At 64.2% G+C, this 17,123-nt stretch carries 15 protein-coding genes; 5 read left to right on the plus strand and 10 right to left on the minus strand.

The genetic code is table 11. The annotated features are described in order from the left end of the window. Position 1: 1 nt before the first annotated feature. Together C2L65_RS06725 and C2L65_RS06730 are read right to left on the minus strand one after the other, a co-directional pair. Positions 2-3,124 (minus strand): efflux RND transporter permease subunit, encoded by a 3,123-nt coding sequence (locus tag C2L65_RS06725; protein ID WP_042314801.1) that lies wholly within the window; start codon positions 3,122-3,124, stop codon positions 2-4. After that, positions 3,121-4,248: an efflux RND transporter periplasmic adaptor subunit gene (locus C2L65_RS06730; RefSeq protein ID WP_042314807.1), complete on the minus strand. Its 1,128-nt coding sequence runs from the start codon at positions 4,246-4,248 to the stop codon at positions 3,121-3,123. The genes C2L65_RS06725 and C2L65_RS06730 overlap by 4 nt, the downstream gene beginning before the upstream one ends. Before the next feature lie 247 nt (positions 4,249-4,495). Between C2L65_RS06730 and C2L65_RS06735 the strand changes: the two genes are divergently transcribed. Continuing rightward, positions 4,496-5,116, plus strand: coding sequence for a TetR/AcrR family transcriptional regulator (locus tag C2L65_RS06735; RefSeq protein ID WP_007588318.1), 621 nt, complete (start codon positions 4,496-4,498; stop codon positions 5,114-5,116). Positions 5,117-5,128: 12 nt separating this feature from the next. Here C2L65_RS06735 and C2L65_RS06740 read toward each other — a convergent pair whose 3' ends face one another. The 8 genes from C2L65_RS06740 to C2L65_RS06775 all read right to left on the minus strand — a co-directional run bounded on the left by C2L65_RS06740 (position 5,129) and on the right by C2L65_RS06775 (position 12,789). Then, entirely contained in the window at positions 5,129-5,500 is a 372-nt protein-coding gene (locus C2L65_RS06740) for a cupin domain-containing protein (protein WP_042314800.1), read from the minus strand. Positions 5,501-5,590: 90 nt separating this feature from the next. Beyond that, the gene (locus tag C2L65_RS06745) at positions 5,591-6,454 is read right to left on the minus strand and encodes an AraC family transcriptional regulator (RefSeq protein WP_042314799.1); all 864 of its coding nucleotides are present in this window, start codon (positions 6,452-6,454) and stop codon (positions 5,591-5,593) included. A gap of 10 nt (positions 6,455-6,464) precedes the next feature. Next, positions 6,465-6,695, minus strand: coding sequence for a DUF2795 domain-containing protein (locus C2L65_RS06750; protein WP_007588322.1), 231 nt, complete (start codon positions 6,693-6,695; stop codon positions 6,465-6,467). An 88-nt stretch (positions 6,696-6,783) separates the two neighbouring features. Beyond that, positions 6,784-7,035, minus strand: coding sequence for a hypothetical protein (locus C2L65_RS06755; protein WP_007588325.1), 252 nt, complete (start codon positions 7,033-7,035; stop codon positions 6,784-6,786). Between the two features lie 349 nt (positions 7,036-7,384). Further along, the gene (locus C2L65_RS06760) at positions 7,385-8,722 is read right to left on the minus strand and encodes a C45 family autoproteolytic acyltransferase/hydrolase (RefSeq protein WP_042314798.1); all 1,338 of its coding nucleotides are present in this window, start codon (positions 8,720-8,722) and stop codon (positions 7,385-7,387) included. Positions 8,723-8,887: 165 nt separating this feature from the next. Beyond that, a complete protein-coding gene (locus C2L65_RS06765; protein WP_042314797.1) occupies positions 8,888-10,618 on the minus strand; it encodes a ClcB-like voltage-gated chloride channel protein in 1,731 nt (576 codons plus the stop codon). Between the two features lie 151 nt (positions 10,619-10,769). Then, complete coding sequence (locus C2L65_RS06770; protein WP_042314796.1) at positions 10,770-11,507, minus strand: glutathione S-transferase; 738 nt, start codon at positions 11,505-11,507, stop codon at positions 10,770-10,772. Positions 11,508-11,709: 202 nt separating this feature from the next. Beyond that, entirely contained in the window at positions 11,710-12,789 is a 1,080-nt protein-coding gene (locus C2L65_RS06775; protein WP_042314795.1) for a YeiH family protein, read from the minus strand. 120 nt (positions 12,790-12,909) lie between these two features. Between C2L65_RS06775 and C2L65_RS06780 the strand changes: the two genes are divergently transcribed. The 4 genes from C2L65_RS06780 to C2L65_RS06795 all read left to right on the plus strand — a co-directional run bounded on the left by C2L65_RS06780 (position 12,910) and on the right by C2L65_RS06795 (position 17,123). After that, on the plus strand, positions 12,910-13,824 hold the full coding sequence (locus C2L65_RS06780) for a LysR family transcriptional regulator (RefSeq protein WP_042314794.1): 915 nt from the start codon (positions 12,910-12,912) through the stop codon (positions 13,822-13,824). Between the two features lie 131 nt (positions 13,825-13,955). Further along, complete coding sequence (locus C2L65_RS06785; RefSeq protein WP_042314806.1) at positions 13,956-14,720, plus strand: sugar phosphate isomerase/epimerase family protein; 765 nt, start codon at positions 13,956-13,958, stop codon at positions 14,718-14,720. Between the two features lie 37 nt (positions 14,721-14,757). Continuing rightward, on the plus strand, positions 14,758-15,720 hold the full coding sequence (locus C2L65_RS06790; RefSeq protein ID WP_042314793.1) for a sugar kinase: 963 nt from the start codon (positions 14,758-14,760) through the stop codon (positions 15,718-15,720). 122 nt (positions 15,721-15,842) lie between these two features. Continuing rightward, positions 15,843-17,123 carry an MFS transporter gene (locus C2L65_RS06795; RefSeq protein WP_042314805.1) on the plus strand — a complete coding sequence of 427 codons (1,281 nt, stop codon included), beginning with the start codon at positions 15,843-15,845 and terminating at the stop codon, positions 17,121-17,123.

Raw genomic sequence — 17,123 nt, forward strand, 5'->3', positions numbered from 1 at the left:
GTCAGTTCCCCGAATGATCGGACGGCGCGGGGCGCGGATCGCGCTCGTCGCCGCGCACGCGGAACCACGCGGCGTACAGCGCGGGCAGATAGAACAGCGTGAGCACCGTCGCGCTCGTGATGCCGCCCATCAGCGCCGTTGCCATCGGGCCGAAGAAGTTCGAGCGCAACAGCGGAATCAGCGCGAGCACGGCGGCCGCCGCTGTCAGCGTAATCGGGCGGAAGCGCCGCACCGTCGCGCCGACGATCGCATCGAAGCGCTTGTGCCCCTGCGCGATGTCCTGTTCGATCTGATCGACGAGAATCACCGAGTTGCGCATGATGATGCCGAACATCGCAATCACGCCGAGCATCGCGACGAAGCCAAACGGCTTGCCGAACAGCAGCAAGGTCGCGACCACGCCGATCAGGCCGAGCGGAGCGGTCAGCACGACCATCAGCACGCGCGCGAAGCTTTGCAACTGGATCATCAGCAACACCAGCACGGCAACGATCATGATCGGCATCTGCGCATTGATCGACGTCTGTCCCTTCGCGCTTTCCTCGACCGAGCCGCCGATTTCGATCCGATAGCCCACAGGCAGCGTCGAACGAATCTGCGCAAGCTGTTTGTCGACGGCATGCGTGACGTCGATACCTTGCGCGTTGCCGCGCACGTCGGACTGCACGGTGATCGTCGGTTGGCGGTCGCGTTCCCAGATCACGCCGTATTCGAGGTCGTCGCGCATGCGCCCGAGCGCGCCGAGCGGCACTGAGCCGTTGGGCGTGGGCATCGCGAGCGTCAGCAGTTGCGACGGGTCGACGCGCTCGTTCTTCGGCGCGCGCAGATCGACGCTGATCAGTTTGTCGCGCTCGCGGTACTGCGTGACCGTGTAGCCCGACAGCGTCATCGCCAGAAAGCTCGATACGTCCGCTGACGTCACGCCCAGTTCTCGCGCCTTCTTCTGGTCGACCTCGAAGCGCACCGAGCGCTCGGCGGGCTCGTCCCAGTCGAACTGCACGTTCGCCGTACCCGGGTTCGCGCGCATCGTCGCGGCCACGCGTTCGGCAATCGAGCGCACCGTCGCGATGTCGTCGCCGCTTACGCGAAACTGCACGGGATAACCGACAGGCGGGCCGTTTTCAAGCCGCGACAGACGCGTGCGGATCGCGGGGAAGTCGTTGCGCAGTTTCGGTTCGAGCCAACGCGCGAGCTTCTCGCGATCTTCGACCGACTTCGCGGTGATCACGAACTGCGCGAAGTTCGGCTGCTGCAATTGCTGGTCGAGGGGGAGATAGAAACGCGGCGCGCCCGAACCGACGAAGTTCACCGAATGATCGATTTCAGGCCTGCCCTCAAGGGCTTTTTCGATGCGCTGCGCCTGGCGCAAGGTCGCCTGGAACGAGGCGCCTTCGGGCAGCCGCACATCGACGAGCAGTTCGGACCGGTCAGAACTCGGGAAGAACTGCTGCGGCACGAGCGAGAAGCCCGCGAGCGACACGACGAACAGAATCACGGTAATCGCGAGCACGACGAAACGCCGCTCGATGCACCACGCGATCCAGCCCGTCAAACGTCGATAGAAACGCGTTTCGTAGATGTCGTGTTCATGGTCCTCGGGTTCGTGCGCCTGGCGTTTGCGCTCGGGCAGCAGGTGATAGCCGAGCATCGGAATCAGCACGACGGCCGCGAGCCACGACGCGATCAGCGCAATCGCCGACACTTCGAAAATCGAGCGCGTGTATTCCCCCGTGCTCGACTTGGCGAGCGCGATGGGCAGAAAGCCGGCCACGGTGACGAGCGTCCCCGTCAGCATCGGAAACGCGGTGCTCGTATAGGCGTAGGCTGCGGCGCGCGTGCGGTTCCAGCCTTGTTCGAGCTTCACGGCCATCATTTCGACGGCGATGATGGCGTCGTCGACGAGCAGGCCGAGCGCGAGCACCAGCGTGCCCAGCGACACCTTGTGCAGCCCGATATCGAACAGGTACATGCACAGCGCCGTCACGGCGAGCACGACGGGAATCGAGATGACGACCACCATCCCCGTTCGCACGCCCAGCGACACGAGACTCACGACCAGCACGATCGCCACCGCTTCGGCGACAGCTTCGAGGAAGTCATCGACGGAATGCGCGACGGCGTGCGGCATGCTCGATACTTCGACGAGCTTCAGCCCCGCGGGCAGATGCGCCTGCAAGTCCTTCATCTTCTCGTCGAGCGACTTGCCGAGCTGGATCACGTCGCCGCCTGGCTGCATCGTCACGCCGATGCCGAGCACGGGCTTGCCCTGGAAACGCATCTGCGTGACGGGCGGATCGTCGTAGCCGCGTTTGATGGTGGCGATATCGCCGAGCCGGAACGAGCGGCCGTTGATACGAATCAGCGTGTCGGCGAGCGCGTTGACGTCTTTGAATTGTCCCGTCGGACGCACGAATACGCGGTCGTCGTAGGTCGTCAGCGTGCCGGACGGCGAGACGCTGTTCTGCGAGTTGATCGCCTGCGCGAGTTGATTCGGTGAAATGCCGAGGCGCGTCAGCTGCGTGTTCGTGATCTCGACATAGATGTGCTGGTCGGGATCGCCGAAATAGTCGACCTTGCCGACGCCCGGCACGCGCAACAGCACCGTGCGTAACTCGTCGGCGTAGTCGTGCAACTGCGCTGAAGAGAAGCCGTCGCCTTCGAGTGTGTAGATGTTCGTGTAGACGTCGCCGAACTCGTCGTTGAAGAACGGCCCTTGAATACCTTGCGGCAGCGTCTGCGCGATATCGCCGACTTTCTTGCGTACCTGATACCAGGTTTCCGGCACGTCCTTGACGGGTGCCGAGTCCTTCATCGTGAAGAAGATCAGCGATTCGCCGGGGCGCGAATAGCTGCGCAGAAAATCGATCGCGGGCGTTTCCTGCAGCTTGCGGCCGATGCGGTCGGTGACTTCTTCCTGTACCTGGCGCGCGGTCGCGCCGGGCCAGAAGGTGCGGATCACCATCACGCGGAACGTGAACGGCGGATCTTCCGATTGCGCCAGCTTCGTATAGGCAAGGATGCCGAATGCTGTCGCCAGCGTGATCAGAAACACCACCAGCGCCTGATGACGCAGCGCCCACGCGGACAGGTTGAAGCGTCCTTCTTCGTCGTGTACTGCGCTCATGACGCGAAATCCTCGGGATGCAACGGCGGCACGACGCGGACTTTCTCGCCCGCCGTCACCGTATGCACGCCTTGCCATACGACACGCTCGCCTTCATTCAAACCCTGCGAGATCGCGACGGTCCGTTCGGCGTAGTGCGCGACCTGCACGCGACGCAGTTCGAGCTGATCGCTGCCGCCTTTCACGATCCAGACAGCGGGTTGCGTGCCGTCGTGAAAGAGCGCCGTGGCGGGCAACGTGTACAGACTCGCGTGCGCAGCGGCGTTGTCGTGCGTGAAGTCGATGTCGGCTGTCATGCCGAGGCGCACGTCGGGGCCGGGTTGGTCGAGCGTGAGCTTCGCGCGATACGTGCGGCTTTGCGGATCGGCGGCGGGCGACAGTTCGCGCACGCGCGCATTGAATGTGCGGCCGGGCAGCGCGCCGAGCTTGACGGTTGCCATCTGGCCGACGCGCAGCGCTGCGAGCGCGCCTTCGGGCACGTCGCAGACCACATCCACATCGCCCGACCAGGCGAGGTTGTACACGGCCTGTCCCGACGACACGTTCTGCCCCGTATCCGCCTGTTCGGCGGTGATGACGCCCGCGTGATCGGCGGTGAGGGTTGCATATTGAAGCTGGTCTTTGGCGAGCGCGGCCTGTTGCTGCGCCTGATCGCGTTGCGCGGCGGCCGACGCATACGCGTCTTCCGTCTGTTCCAACTGCGTCTGTGCGATCAGGTTCTCGCGTGCCTGCGCGCGGTCCCGGTCGAGCTGCTGCTTCGCGTAGACGAGCCGGTGCTGCGCGGCGTCGAGTTGCGCGGCGGCGCTGGCGGCGTTTTTCTGCGCGTCGGCGGGATCGAGCCGCGCGACGACCTGGCCGTTCTGCACGACGTCACCCAGCCTCACGCGGCGCTCGATGATCTTGCCAGCGATACGGAACGACAGCGGCGTCGAATAGCGCGCCTGCACTTCGCCCGGCAGCGACGCGGCAAGCGGCAGGCCGTCGGCATGCACGGCGACGGCGACGACAGGCCGCGGCGCGGGCGCAGCGGCTTCCTTGTTGTGACACGCAGCGAGTGCCAGCGCGCCCGCGAGGACGAGCACGCCGAGCGAGGTACGGCGAAACAACGGAGCAGAGGCGGACAGGCGGGACTGCTTGCGCGCGATGGATGGCGCGCCACGACGGGAACGATTCACGATGCCCCCAGGCTGAGATGCAAACGGATACGGCAAGCCAGAGGCTACCGACGGCGTGCAGCGAAGCGGGCCGCGAGCGTTTCGTTTCGCATCGCAACGCGGCTCATTGCTTCAGATGGTGAATTGCATTCTAATACACACCTGTATCTGAATGCAAAACTGAATCTTGTCGGGGAACGATGCTAGACTGTTAAATATGAAACGCAAACGACTCACACGCGAACAGAGCAAAGACCAGACGCGCCTGCGTCTGCTCGATGCTGCGCAGGCCATTTTCATGAAGAAGGGGTTCGTCGCGGCGAGCGTCGAAGACATCGCGGACGCGGCGGGTTACACGCGCGGCGCGTTCTATTCGAACTTCCGCAGCAAGCCCGAACTGTTCCTGGAGTTGTTGCGGCGCGATCACGAGTCGATGCAGGCGGATCTGCAGAACATCTTCGAAGAGAACGCGACGCGCGAAGATATGGAAGCGAGCGTGCTGCGCTACTACAGCCGCATGCCGAGTGAGAACAAGTGCTTTCTGCTATGGGTGGAGGCGAAGCTGCTGGCCGCGCGCGACGTGCGGTTCCGCGTGCGCTTCAATGCGTTCATGCATGAGAAGCTCGAGCAGCTGACGGCGTACATCACGGAGTTTTCGGTGCGCGTCGGCACGCCGCTGCCGTTGCCGGCCGAGACGCTGGCGCTCGGTCTGATGGGTTTGTGCGACGGCATGCAGTTTTTCTTTACCGTCGATCCTCAACGTTTTTCGGGCGAGCGCGCGGAAGAAGTGCTCGGCAATTTCTTCGCGCGCGTCGTGTTCGGCAGGACGATGGAGTAGGGCGCGGCCCGCTCAGATCCAGACGTCGTTAGCGGCCGTGCGCTCGCTGGTTTCGCTGCCCGTGTTCTTCACACCGCGCGGCTCGATCAACAGCAGTTTCACTTCTTTCTCTGCGTAGGGCTTGTGTTCCTTGCCCTTCGGCACGACGAACATGTCTCCCGATGAAAGCTTCACCGCGCCGTCGCGAAAGTCGATGCGCAGTTCGCCTTCGAGCACGATGAACGTTTCGTCCGTATCGGCATGATCGTGCCAGATGAAATCACCTTCGATCTTCACGAGCTTGAACTGGTAGTCGTTCATCTCGGCGACCACGCGCGCTTGCCACTGATCGTTAATCAGGCTCAGCTTGCTGGCGAAATTGATGGGGAGATAGTTGGAGGACATCGCGTTTCCTTGTGTTGAAAGTCGATGTCATCGAGTGTAGAGACGCGACCATGCACGCGTCTTGAACGTTCGTGCAAACGCTCACTGTCCTCACCGGGTTTGCGCGTTGATCATCCGCAGCCAGCGCGACGGTGTCACGCCGTACGCGGACACGAAATGCCGCGTCATATGGCTCTGATCCGCAAAGCCCGCGGCAGCGGCGGCATCGACGAGCGCCATGCCGCCCAGCATCGATTGACGCGCGGCGTCGAGACGCCGCATCGTCAGATAGCGATGCGGGCTCGTGCCGAAGAACGCGCGGAAATCGCGCGACAGGCTCCAGCGGTCGCGTCCGCTTGCGGTGGCCAGTTCGTCGAGTGTAACGGGGCGTTCGAGCGCGCCATGCAGGTAATCGCGCGCCAGTTGCGCCGCGCGGAAATCAGCGGAAGCGCGCAGTGGCCGCGCGCCCGACACGGCGTCCAGCGCGTGCGCGAGGTCGAAGAGCGCGTCGTCCTGTTCGAGCGGGTCCATTACGCGGTCGATGCCTTGCAGCAGCGCCTGCGTCGCGGCAGCAAGACGCGGATCGTTCGATAGCCCGCCTTCGATGAACGGCAGCGGCTTGCCGCCCAGCGCTGCCTGGAACAGCGCGGGCTCAATGTAAATCATCCGGTAGCGGAAGCCTTCGTCGGTGCCGGCCTGGCCGTCGTGCATTTCGTCGGGATGCAGCACCATCGTGCCGCCGGGCAGGCTGTTGCGCACGCTGCGCCGGTAATGAAAGCTCTGCACGCCCGCGAGCGTGCAACCGATCGCGTACGTATCGTGCCGATGCAGCGCGTAGCCGTTGTGCTGGAAAAATGCTTCGATGCGCTCGACGCCATCTCGCGCCGGCGCGCGCCGTATCCAGTCGTGGTTGCGCTGCGCAGTGTCCAAAGGCGTTTGAGTTGCCGGCACGGCGGTCGAGCTAAGGTCCCGCATAGATTCGCCGTCAGATGCCAAGGCCCGGCCCGAAATTGCTGCCGATCAGCTTCGTCACAGAATCGATATCCGCGTAATCCTGCTCGGGCAGGCCATCGAGCATCGACAGCACTTCGTTGCTGGCGCCGGCTTCGCGCGCGGCATCGACGAGCGCGTCCTTGTTGAGCGGGTAGGTGACGCCGCTCAGGATATCTGCGATCTGCAGGTCAATCGATTCACCCGGAATAGCCGATCCCGTCATGCTCGCGCTCCATTGTTCTGAAAATAGTTGGCGCGAGCGGGACGATCCGCCCATCGAATCGAGGTCGAGGTCGACGTATCTCGCGCCGTCATGTCTGCAAATGTTCGTCCTGTGCCACGAAGCCTCGGTCCAGATGCCGCGACTTCGGCAGTGCGATGTGCTCCCATCGCTCGGGCCGGATATCGGTCTGGGCCGCGACGTCCGGCGCGGCGGGCGCGACGGGGGCAGCGTTGGCGCGGGCGGCAGCCGTGTCGATCGTGCCGTCCGTCGCCGTATGCACCGGCGCGGCGAAACACGAAGCCGACAACGTCACCATGATCAACAGCGTCGAGGTTTTCATCGCTCGACCTCCTTATGCCTGGCAGCGCAGGAACTGCATGCAAGCGGTATGCCATTGCGACAACAGCGTAGTGGCGCCCGCCCCACGCGGTCGCCGTCTGCGAGCACCGCGCGTCCCCCCCATATTACGCCAGTTATTTTTACAAGCGCTGGTGAGGCCCAGGAAAGGACGGAAATCGGCTTCTGTTGATGGAGGTTTGAGGCGGTTTCGTGTCGGGTGGATGCGCCCGAGCCAGCGCTGGGGCGGTTCCGCGCGATGCGCGGCGCATCCCGTATGTAGAAAGCGGGTGGCGTTAACCCGGCACGAGCCACGATGTTCGTGAGCGTCCCGCCGCGCCGCGAGCGAGCCTTCAGCGCAGCACGTCGAAGCGCGTCCACGGCCACGAAGGCCGGTCACGCATGTAGCCGTTTAGCCAGTTCCATTGCGGATGGCGCTTCATGAACGCCTGCGCGTCGAACGGCCGCCCACACGGATGGCCCCAGCGCGCGAAGAATGCCATGTCGCGCGCCATGTCGCTGTCGACCACCTTGCCGTCGTTCGCGCCCCACGGATTGAACGGACCGTGATCGGAGCTGCCGAAGCGCTGGTCGTCCAGTTCCAGATGTCCGCAGATGGTCCGCGAGCACGGATTGTCCGGGCGATCGAGATAGACGTCGTGATGGTCGGCGATCATCTCCTTCGCCAGCTCGACATCGATCCTGCCGTGATGTGTCTCTTCCAGTTGCATGAAGCGCAGCCGGCGCGCGCCGTTCCTGCGCACGTCGGTGTAATCCTCGCCTTCGCCTGTGCATTCCTGATTGCGGATTTTCAGATCAGTGGCCGTGTTGTAGCCGCTGTAGAAACCGTCCTTCGTGCTTTCGAAACCGGAGTAGTGCAGCCCGAGTTCATAGCGCGCGATCTCGCCCGTTTTCGCGTCGCCGAGCAGCCAGCTATTCGCGTAGCCGCCGTTGTTCGCGAGCGCGAACATCTCGCACCATTCGCCGATGCTATTCGCGTACTGCGTCGCGCGCCGTGAGCGGTAGAACTCCGGCGCGCCCGACGCGTTGTAGCCCGCGAAATTCGAAATGGTGGTCTCGGTCACCATCAGGCCCGCCGACGTCACCCAGAAATCCGTCAGGCTCGAAATGCAGCCAGGCAGGCCCTGCATCAGAATCCGGTTGCCCGCTGCGGGCACGATGTCGAACACGACGTTGAACGCATCGCCCGTGGCGTAGCGGTCCCACGAGTTGTGCGCCATCACGATGCGGCCGTCGCGCGTCGCGCTGCCCGTCGCGATGAACGCACTGCAGTGATGCCCGCGCCGGCCGCGCCACGGCTTCAGGCCGAGCTGGGGCTTCTGCTGCGCGGCGTGCTGCGGCCACCAGCTTTGCAGCAAATCCATGTAACCGTTCCACGCGAGCACTTCGGCGAACGTGAGTTTTGCGCCATCGGCGATGCCCTGGATTTCGTCGGCGGATTCGCTGTCGATGCGTGGCGCGAACTGCTCGACGGCGGCATTGACGAACGTGTCGAATTCCTCGCCCGTGTCCCATTTCGCGAGATAGCGGGCGGTGCGGATCGCGTTCTGGATTTCGGCGGCAAGCAACGTGCCGTGCTGCTCGCCGCGCTCGTAAGGCTCGCCTTCGATATGCACGAAGATCCAGCCCGCATGGTCGCGGCGCACGGCATCGATGGACGGTTTGCTCATCTTCGCTCCCGCTCGCAGAGCGGGCATCTCCGCCGGCGTTGCTCAGCGCCGTACATCGCGGGATGCGGCTTGCGGCTCGTTCATGGTCAATCCATTGTAGGGAACTTGACGCGCTTTACCATGCGCCGAACTGGGGCCGCAATAAGTATCGATGAAGGTTGACGGCTAACGCGGGTTCATCCGGAAGTACGCATCGAGCAGCGACGTCTTGTAGACCACGCCCGCGAGTGTCGGCCGCGCGGCGCTTTCGACCACGGGCAGCCGTTCGCCCTGGAACGCCATAAAGTGCTGGAGCGCGACGCCGATCGGCATGTCGGGCGTAAGCACGTCGAAATGCGGCTGCAGATAATCGGCCGCCGTTTTCCCCGACGTGTCGCGGTTGTCGAGCAGATCGGACGTGATGTCCTTCAGCGCGACCACGCCGAGAAAGCAGCCGCTGTCGTCCGTCACGTACAGATACTTGACAGGGTATTCGAGGAACACGCGCGTCATGTCCTGCACGGTCGCATTCGGTTGCACGACGGTTTGCGGAGGCCGGATCAGCTCGCGCATCTGCGTCGCGCGCAACCGCATGCGCTCCTGTTCCTCGCGGTTGCGGTGCAGCGTGACTTCGTACATCGACGTCTTGCCGATCGCGCGCGCCGCGAAGTACGCGACCACGCACGACACCATCAGCGGCAGCACGACCTGATAGCTCAACGTCATTTCGAAGATCATCAGGATCGCCATCAGCGGCGCCTGGGTCGCCCCCGCCAGAAACGCGCCCATGCCGACCATCGCGTAGGCGAATGGCGCGGACGTCGCGTGCGGCCACAGCGCGTTCATGCCGAGACCGAACAGCGAGCCGATCACCGCCCCGAAGAAGAGGGTCGGCGTGAAAATGCCGCCCACGGCGCCCGAGCCGACGGTCGCCGCCGTCGCAATCAGCTTGAACACGAGCACGACGACGAGCGCGGACCAGGTCCACGGCGAATGCAGGATCGAGTTGACGACGCTATAGCCGTTGCCCCAGACCTCGGGTGTCCACACGGACAGAATGCCGACGATCAAACCGCCGAGCGCAAGCCGCAAAGGGAGGGGGATCGGCAGGCGGCGGAAGCCGGCCTTGGTGGTGTCCATCAGTCGGAGGAACTGCGGCGCCGCCGCGCCGCACAGCAGACCGAGCGCGACGAACAGCAGCACTTCGAGTCCCGCGACAGGCGGGAACACGGGCATCTCGTAAGGCGGCTTGTAACCGGCGAACTCGCGCATCAGGATATTCGAGACCACCGACGCCACCACGACCGGCCCGAAACTTTCCATCGCGATCGAGCCGAGCACGAGCTCGGTGACGAAGAACGCGCCCGCGATGGGCGCGCTGTACGCGGACGTGATGCCCGCCGCCGCGCCGCACGCCACGAGCAGCTTCAGGCGCGGCGGATCGAAATGCACGAAGCGCCCGATCAGCGATGCACACAGCGCGGCAAGCTGCACCATCGGGCCTTCGCGGCCGATCGAGCCGCCGCTCGAAATCGTGAACAGCGACGACGCGCTGCGCCACAAGCTGAGGCGCACGGGCACGACGCCGTCGCCGATCACGACGGCTTCCATGTAATCCGTATGCTGTTTCTTGTCGGCGCCGCGCTGCGCGATGACCAGCAGCACGCCCGCGGCCAGCCCGCCCAGCGCGGGCAACGCGATACGCATCGCAATGGGCAGGCGCTTTGCCATTTCGACGAGACTGCCGTCCTGTCCGGTGAACGCGCGCTGCATCAGCGAGATGCCTTCGCGGAAGGCGATCGTCGCGAAGGCGCCCACGATGCCGACGATCACCGACCACACCAGCATCGTGTGCGCGTCGGACAGACGGAAGAGATGGGCGGCGCGGGTGCGCAGTCTCAGCAGGAATGAAAGCACGGCAGGAGCGGGCGTTTAGGGTTGGTATGGGTGGCGCGCAAGCCTTCGCATGTTATCGGCATTGCGCGACGACAGGTTGAAGAGGGGCGCGTTACCCGGCGATATCTGGCATGCGCGCCGCAACGTGGCGAAAGAACGATGTCAGTTCATCTCAGCGCACGTCCTTGTCGAGTTCGGGGTAGTGCCGGAAAACGCAGATTTCGTTGTACGGCAGACGCCGTTCCGAGTCGAGATAGGCGGCGATATTCGGGCGCTTGAGCACCGCGTCATGCAGCCTGGCAAGGCGCGGATGACGCTCGCCGAAATGCTTCATCGCGCGTGGAAAGGCGTAATGCAGGCCGTCGATCAGCTGGAACATCGACAGATCGACATACGTCAGCGTGTCGCCGACCATGTGTTTGTCGCCGGCTGGGTTCTGCTTCAGCACGCGCTCGAAATAGCCCATGAACTTCGGAATGCGGTTGTCGATGAAATCTGTCGCGCGGATTTTGGCGGCCTCTTTCTGCTCCTCGTAGTACATGCCCGACGCGAGCGGGTGATGCGTATCGTGCGCTTCCGTGACCATGTCGGCGATGGTCAGTTGCAGGCCGTTCGCGACGTAGCGCAGGCTCTCGACCTTCGGCGCGAGATTCAGCTTCGGCCCGAGGTAGAACAGGATGTTCGCCGTCTGCGAAATGATCAGGTCGCCGTCCTGCAGGAAGGGCGGCGCGTACGGCAGGTACGCTTCGGACCGGCTGTCCATCACGTCGATCATCGCGCCCGTGCCGAGGCCGTCCTGTTCGTCGCCACGCGCCACTTCGACGTAGTCCGCGCGCGCTTCTTCGAGCGCCAGCCGCACGAATTCGCCACGGCCCTGCAATCCATCCCAGTAATAGAGCTGATAAGTCATCGGTCGGTCCTCATTCGGTTGTCGGCGGCGCGATGTCGCGCCACGATTGCACACGGAAGGGAGCTAGAAGTATGCCGCGCGATGCTTGCAGTTGGTGTGCCTGTCGCCAGGCAAAAAAGCGCGCCGGCGCGATCGTGGCGATACAGCCCGAAAAGCACAAAAGCCCCGCACGCGGCGGGGCTTGTTCGGGAGAGTTGCCGGCTTAGCCGAGCAGATGCTGGACGAGCCACGTGATACCGAGACCGCCAACGAAGAGCCACACGTAGAGGATCAGGCCCGTCGTCAGCGCACGGGGACCGGCGTCGCGGATCTGCGAGAGGCGTGTTTCGATGCCGAGCGCCGTCATGGCCATCGTCAGTGCGAAGGTGTCGAGCATGTTGACCGTGCTGGTCGCGGCTTCCGGCAGGATATGCAGCGAGTTCACGGCGACACAGGCGAGGAAGCCAAGTGCGAACCAGGGCACGGCGAGTTTGCGCGGCGCATGGGTGCCATCTTTCGAAGCGGCGCCACGGGCCGAGCGGTTCACCCACATGCCGACGATCAGCAGCACGGGCACCAGTAGCATCACGCGGGTCATCTTGACGATGGTGGCGATATGCGTCGCTTCCGGGCTCACGTTGCTGGCGGCGCCCACAACCTGCGCGACTTCGTGAATCGTGCCGCCGAAGAACAGGCCGACGCCTGTGGTGTCCAGATGGAGGATGCCGGCGCGCAGCAGCGCGGGGTAGAGGAACATCGACAGCGTGCCGAACAGCACCACGCTGCCGACGGCCATCGCGCTCTTGTGCGGCTTCGATTGCAAGGTGGATTCGAACGCGAGTACGGCGGCGGCACCACAGATCGCGCTGCCCGCTGCCGTCAGCAACGCGCTGTCGCGGTCGAGCTTCATCAGCTTCATGCCCGCCCAGGTGCCGATCACGAGCGTGCTGACCACGATCAGCAGCGACTCGGCGAGACCCGGAAGGCCGACTTGCGCGATTTCCTGAATGCTCACGCGCAGCCCGAAGAACGCGACGGCGATGCGCAGCAGCTTGCGGGCCGAGAAATTGACGCCGGCGGCCCAGCTTTCGGGCATACCATCCTTTAGCGCATTGCCGTAGATCATCCCGCCGACGATGCCGACGATCAGCGGGCTGATGCCCAGATTGGCAATCGCCGGAATGGAGGCGATGCGGGTAACGGCGGCGGCGAACAGGGCGACGAACAGAATGCCGTTGATCTGGCCGCGCGTCGATGACGGGGCAGGAACGGCATGGGTGTGAGCGGTGTGAGCGGTGGACATGGGCTTCAACCTGTTTGGAAAGGTTGGTTGATTCGATGGCCTTATCCTAATTTAGATATATCGATATGAGAAATCGTGATTTGGGATGAAAAATATCGGCTAATCTGATACTTTGTCGCCATGACCCCGGATCAGCTTATAACGTTCGCCGCCGTCGCCGAGCATCGCAACATCAGCCGCGCCGCGCTCGCACTGCATCTGTCGCAGCCCGCCGTGTCCGGCCAGTTGCGGCAATTGCAGGACGAGTTCGGCGAGCCGCTCTATTTACGCGACGGCCGCGGCGTGCGCCTTACGCCCGCGGGCGAGCAACTGGCCAGCTACGCCGCGCGGCTGCGCGACACGTTCCGCCAGGCGTACGCGTATCGCGACGCGCTGCGCGGCATGGAGCAGGGCACATTGCGTATCGGCGCGAGCACCACGCCCGCCAGCTATCTGCTGCCATATCTGATCGCCGCCTTCCAGCGCCGCCATCCCGACGTGACCGTGCGCACGGACGACGGCAACACGGCGGATATCGTCGGCGCGCTGGCGTCGTTCGATATCGCGCTGGTCGAAGGGCAGGTCAGCGGTGATTTGCCGCCGGATACCGCTGTGCATCCCTGGCACGAGGACGAGATCGTCGCGATCATGCCGCGCTCGCATCCGCTCGCTGTGGCGGGCGTGCCGTCCGTCACGCTCGCCGGGCTGAGCGAGCACGCGCTCGTGCTGCGCGAGGAAGGCTCGGGCGTACGGCAACTGATCGAGCGCGCTTTCGCGAGGGCGGGCGTGCCGATGCGTGTTGCGCTGGCAATCGCAGGCGTCGAGGGCGTGAAGGAGGCCGTTCGCGCCGGAATGGGCGTCGGCTTCGTGTCGGCAATGTCGATGCGCCACGAGAACGAGGCGCTGTGCCGCCTGCCGCTCGGCCCCGAGCCGCTCACGCGGCGGTTTTCGATCGTCGTGCCGCATGCGAGTGCGCCGTCGCGCCTCGTCGGTCGCTTCCTGGAACTGTGCCTGAACGGCGATGCGCGGCCCGCGACGGGGGCGTCGGGCCGTTAGGGGATAACCACTATGGCGTGGGGCGCCGACGCGCGGCAGTATTCGCAGCTAGCGCCAAGGCGCTTTTTTGATACCTGTCTTTGGAACCGATTCCAAAGGTCGTTTTTGAGCAATAAAGCAAGGTGGACGGCATGCCGGAAGTAGTTATCGTCGCGAGTGCGTTTGGGGCCGATGCGATCCGCAAGGACGGTCATCACGCGTGGCTGAAGACGGCGGCGCAAGCTGGCGCGGCCGGTTTCGAAGTGCGGCGCGAGCTGTTTGCGCTGGAGGCGGAAGCGTCGGCGGAGGCGCTGTCGGCGCTCGGTAAGGCGATTGCGGCGAAAGGCCTGTGGTCGGTGTACTCGACGCCCGCCGAGCTTTACACACACGATGGCGCGCTCGACGAAGCCGCGCTGCGCCAGGCGCTGATCGAAGCGACGGCGCTCGGCGCGCGCTTCGTCAAGCTGCAACTGGGTGGTTTCGCGGGACGCGCGCATGGCGACGCGATCGCCACATGCACGAAGGGCGTCGCGGCGCGGCTCGTGGTCGAAAACGGGCAACTGGAGCGCGGCGGCTCGCTCGCGCAGTTCGATGGTCTGTTCAACGCGCTCGCGAAAGAAGGCCACCACAAGCGCGTTGGCATGACCTTCGATATCGGCAACTGGCAATGGCCGGGCGTCGATCCTGTCGAGGCCGCACATAAGCTCGCAGACCACGTCGAGTACATCCACTGCAAGGCGGTCGCGGGCGAAGGCGCGCGCCGTTTTGCCGTCGCGCCCGCCGCCGGCGATCCCGTTTTCGCGGCCGTGCTGCCGCTCCTGCCGCGCAACGTGCCGCGCGGCATCGAGTTTCCGTTCGACGCGGCGCGCATCGCCGACGATGCGTCGCACCACGTAGCACAGCTCGCGTCCATGTAATACGGCGCGAACGCGCAGCGAATCATCAGGAGAAGCCATGCATCCGACACTCGATGTCATTACCTACGGCGAAGCGATGGCGATGTTCGTCGCAGCCGAAACGGGCGCGCTCGCGGGCGTCGGCCAGTTCACTAAGCGCATCGCGGGCGCCGATCTCAATGTGGCGATCGGCCTGTCGAGGCTCGGTTTCAAGGTGGGCTACGTGAGCCGCGTCGGCGACGATTCGTTCGGCCAGTACGTGCGCGACACGCTAGCGAAGGAAGGCATCGACGGGAGCTGCGTGACGACCGACGCGCGTCATCCGACGGGCTTCCAGCTGAAGTCGAAGAACGACGACGGCAGCGATCCCGCCGTCGAATATTTCCGCAAGGGTTCGGCGGCAAGCCACCTGTCGCTCGACGACTACGTTGCAGATTACGTGCTGCCCGCGCGTCATCTGCATCTGACGGGCGTCGCGCCCGCGATTTCGGCGAGTTCGCGCGAACTCGCGTTCCATCTGGCGCGCGAAATGCGACAGGCGGGCAAGACCATCTCGTTCGACCCGAATCTGCGCCCGACACTGTGGCCGTCGCGCGAAGCGATGGCAGCCGCGCTGAACGAACTGGCGACGTTCGCCGACTGGGTGCTGCCCGGCATCGGCGAAGGCGAGATTCTGACGGGCTACACGAAAGCAGAAGACATTGCGCAGTTTTATCTCGACCGTGGCGCGAAGGGCGTCGTCGTCAAGCTCGGCGCGCAAGGCGCGTATTACCGCACGGCGACCGGTTCGGGCGTCGTCGAAGCGCAGCGCGTCGAGAAAGTAGTCGATACCGTCGGCGCAGGCGATGGCTTCGCCGTCGGCGTGGTGAGCGCGCTGCTCGAAGGCCGCACGCTGCCGCAGGCGGTGGCGCGCGGCAATCGCATCGGCGCGCTCGCGATCCAGGTGATCGGCGATTCGGAAGGCTTGCCGACGCGCACCGAACTCGATGCACTTGAAAGCGCCGACCCGCTCGCCGCTTGACGTTTCACCATTCAGCAGCACGACACGACAACAAGATGCCCAGCCGCGCAAACGCTCCAGCGAGCAAAACGCGGCTCAACGGCACGCCAACCGACCGCCTCAGCCAGTCACAGGAGACATTCATGTCCTCATCACTCGCGATTCGACGTTGGTGGACGATCATGCCGATCGTCTTCATCACGTACAGCCTCGCTTATCTCGACCGCGCGAACTACGGCTTCGCCGCCGCCGCGGGCATCAACCAGGATCTGGGTATCAGCAAGGGATTGTCGTCGCTGATCGGCGCGCTGTTCTTTCTCGGTTACTTCTTCTTCCAGATTCCCGGCGCGATCTACGCGGAACGCAAGAGCGTCAAGAAGCTCGTGTTCTGGAGCCTGGTTCTGTGGGGCGGCTGCGCGGCGCTGACGGGCGTCGTCAGCAACATTCCGTCGCTGATGGTGATCCGCTTCGTGCTCGGCGTCGTCGAGGCGGCCGTGATGCCCGCGATGCTGATCTTCATCAGCAACTGGTTCACCAAGCGCGAGCGTTCGCGCGCCAACACGTTCCTGATTCTCGGCAACCCGGTGACGGTGCTGTGGATGTCGGTCGTGTCGGGTTATCTGGTGCATTCGTTCGGCTGGCGTCATATGTTCATCGCGGAAGGCGTCCCGGCAATCGTCTGGGCCGTCTGCTGGTGGTTCATCGTGAAAGACAAGCCCGAGCAGGTGACGTGGCTGTCGGAGGCGGACAAGAAACAGCTCGCCGACACGCTGCGCGCCGAGCAGGCCGCGATCAAGCCGATGCGCAACTACGGCGAGGCATTCCGCTCGCCCGCCGTCATCAAGCTGTGCGCGCAGTACTTCTGCTGGAGCATCGGCGTGTACGGTTTCGTGCTGTGGCTGCCGTCCATTCTGAAAAACAGCTCGTCGCTCGGCATGGTCGAAACGGGCTGGCTGTCGGCGCTGCCGTATCTGGCCGCGACGATTGCGATGCTCGCGGCGTCGTGGGCGTCGGATAAACTCAATAACCGGCGTGCATTCGTGTGGCCGTTTTTGCTGATCGGCGCGGCGGCCTTCGCGGGTTCCTATGCGCTCGGCTCGACGCACTTCTGGATGTCGTATGCGCTGCTCGTGATTGCGGGTGCCGCGATGTACGCGCCGTACGGCCCGTTCTTCGCGATCGTCCCCGAACTGCTGCCGAAGAACGTCGCGGGCGGCGCGATGGCGCTGATCAACAGCATGGGCGCGCTCGGCTCGTTCGTCGGCTCGTACGTGGTCGGCTACCTGAACGGCGCGACGGGCTCGCCCTCGGCGTCGTATGTGTTCATGAGCGTCGCGCTGATCGGTGCCGTGATACTGACGCTTGCCGTCAAGCCGCAGCCGATGCAGACTCCAAACCTCGCTACCCCGTTGCAAGGAAAGTAA

It is taken from the genome of Paraburkholderia terrae (genome assembly GCF_002902925.1).
GTDB lineage: Bacteria > Pseudomonadota > Gammaproteobacteria > Burkholderiales > Burkholderiaceae > Paraburkholderia > Paraburkholderia terrae.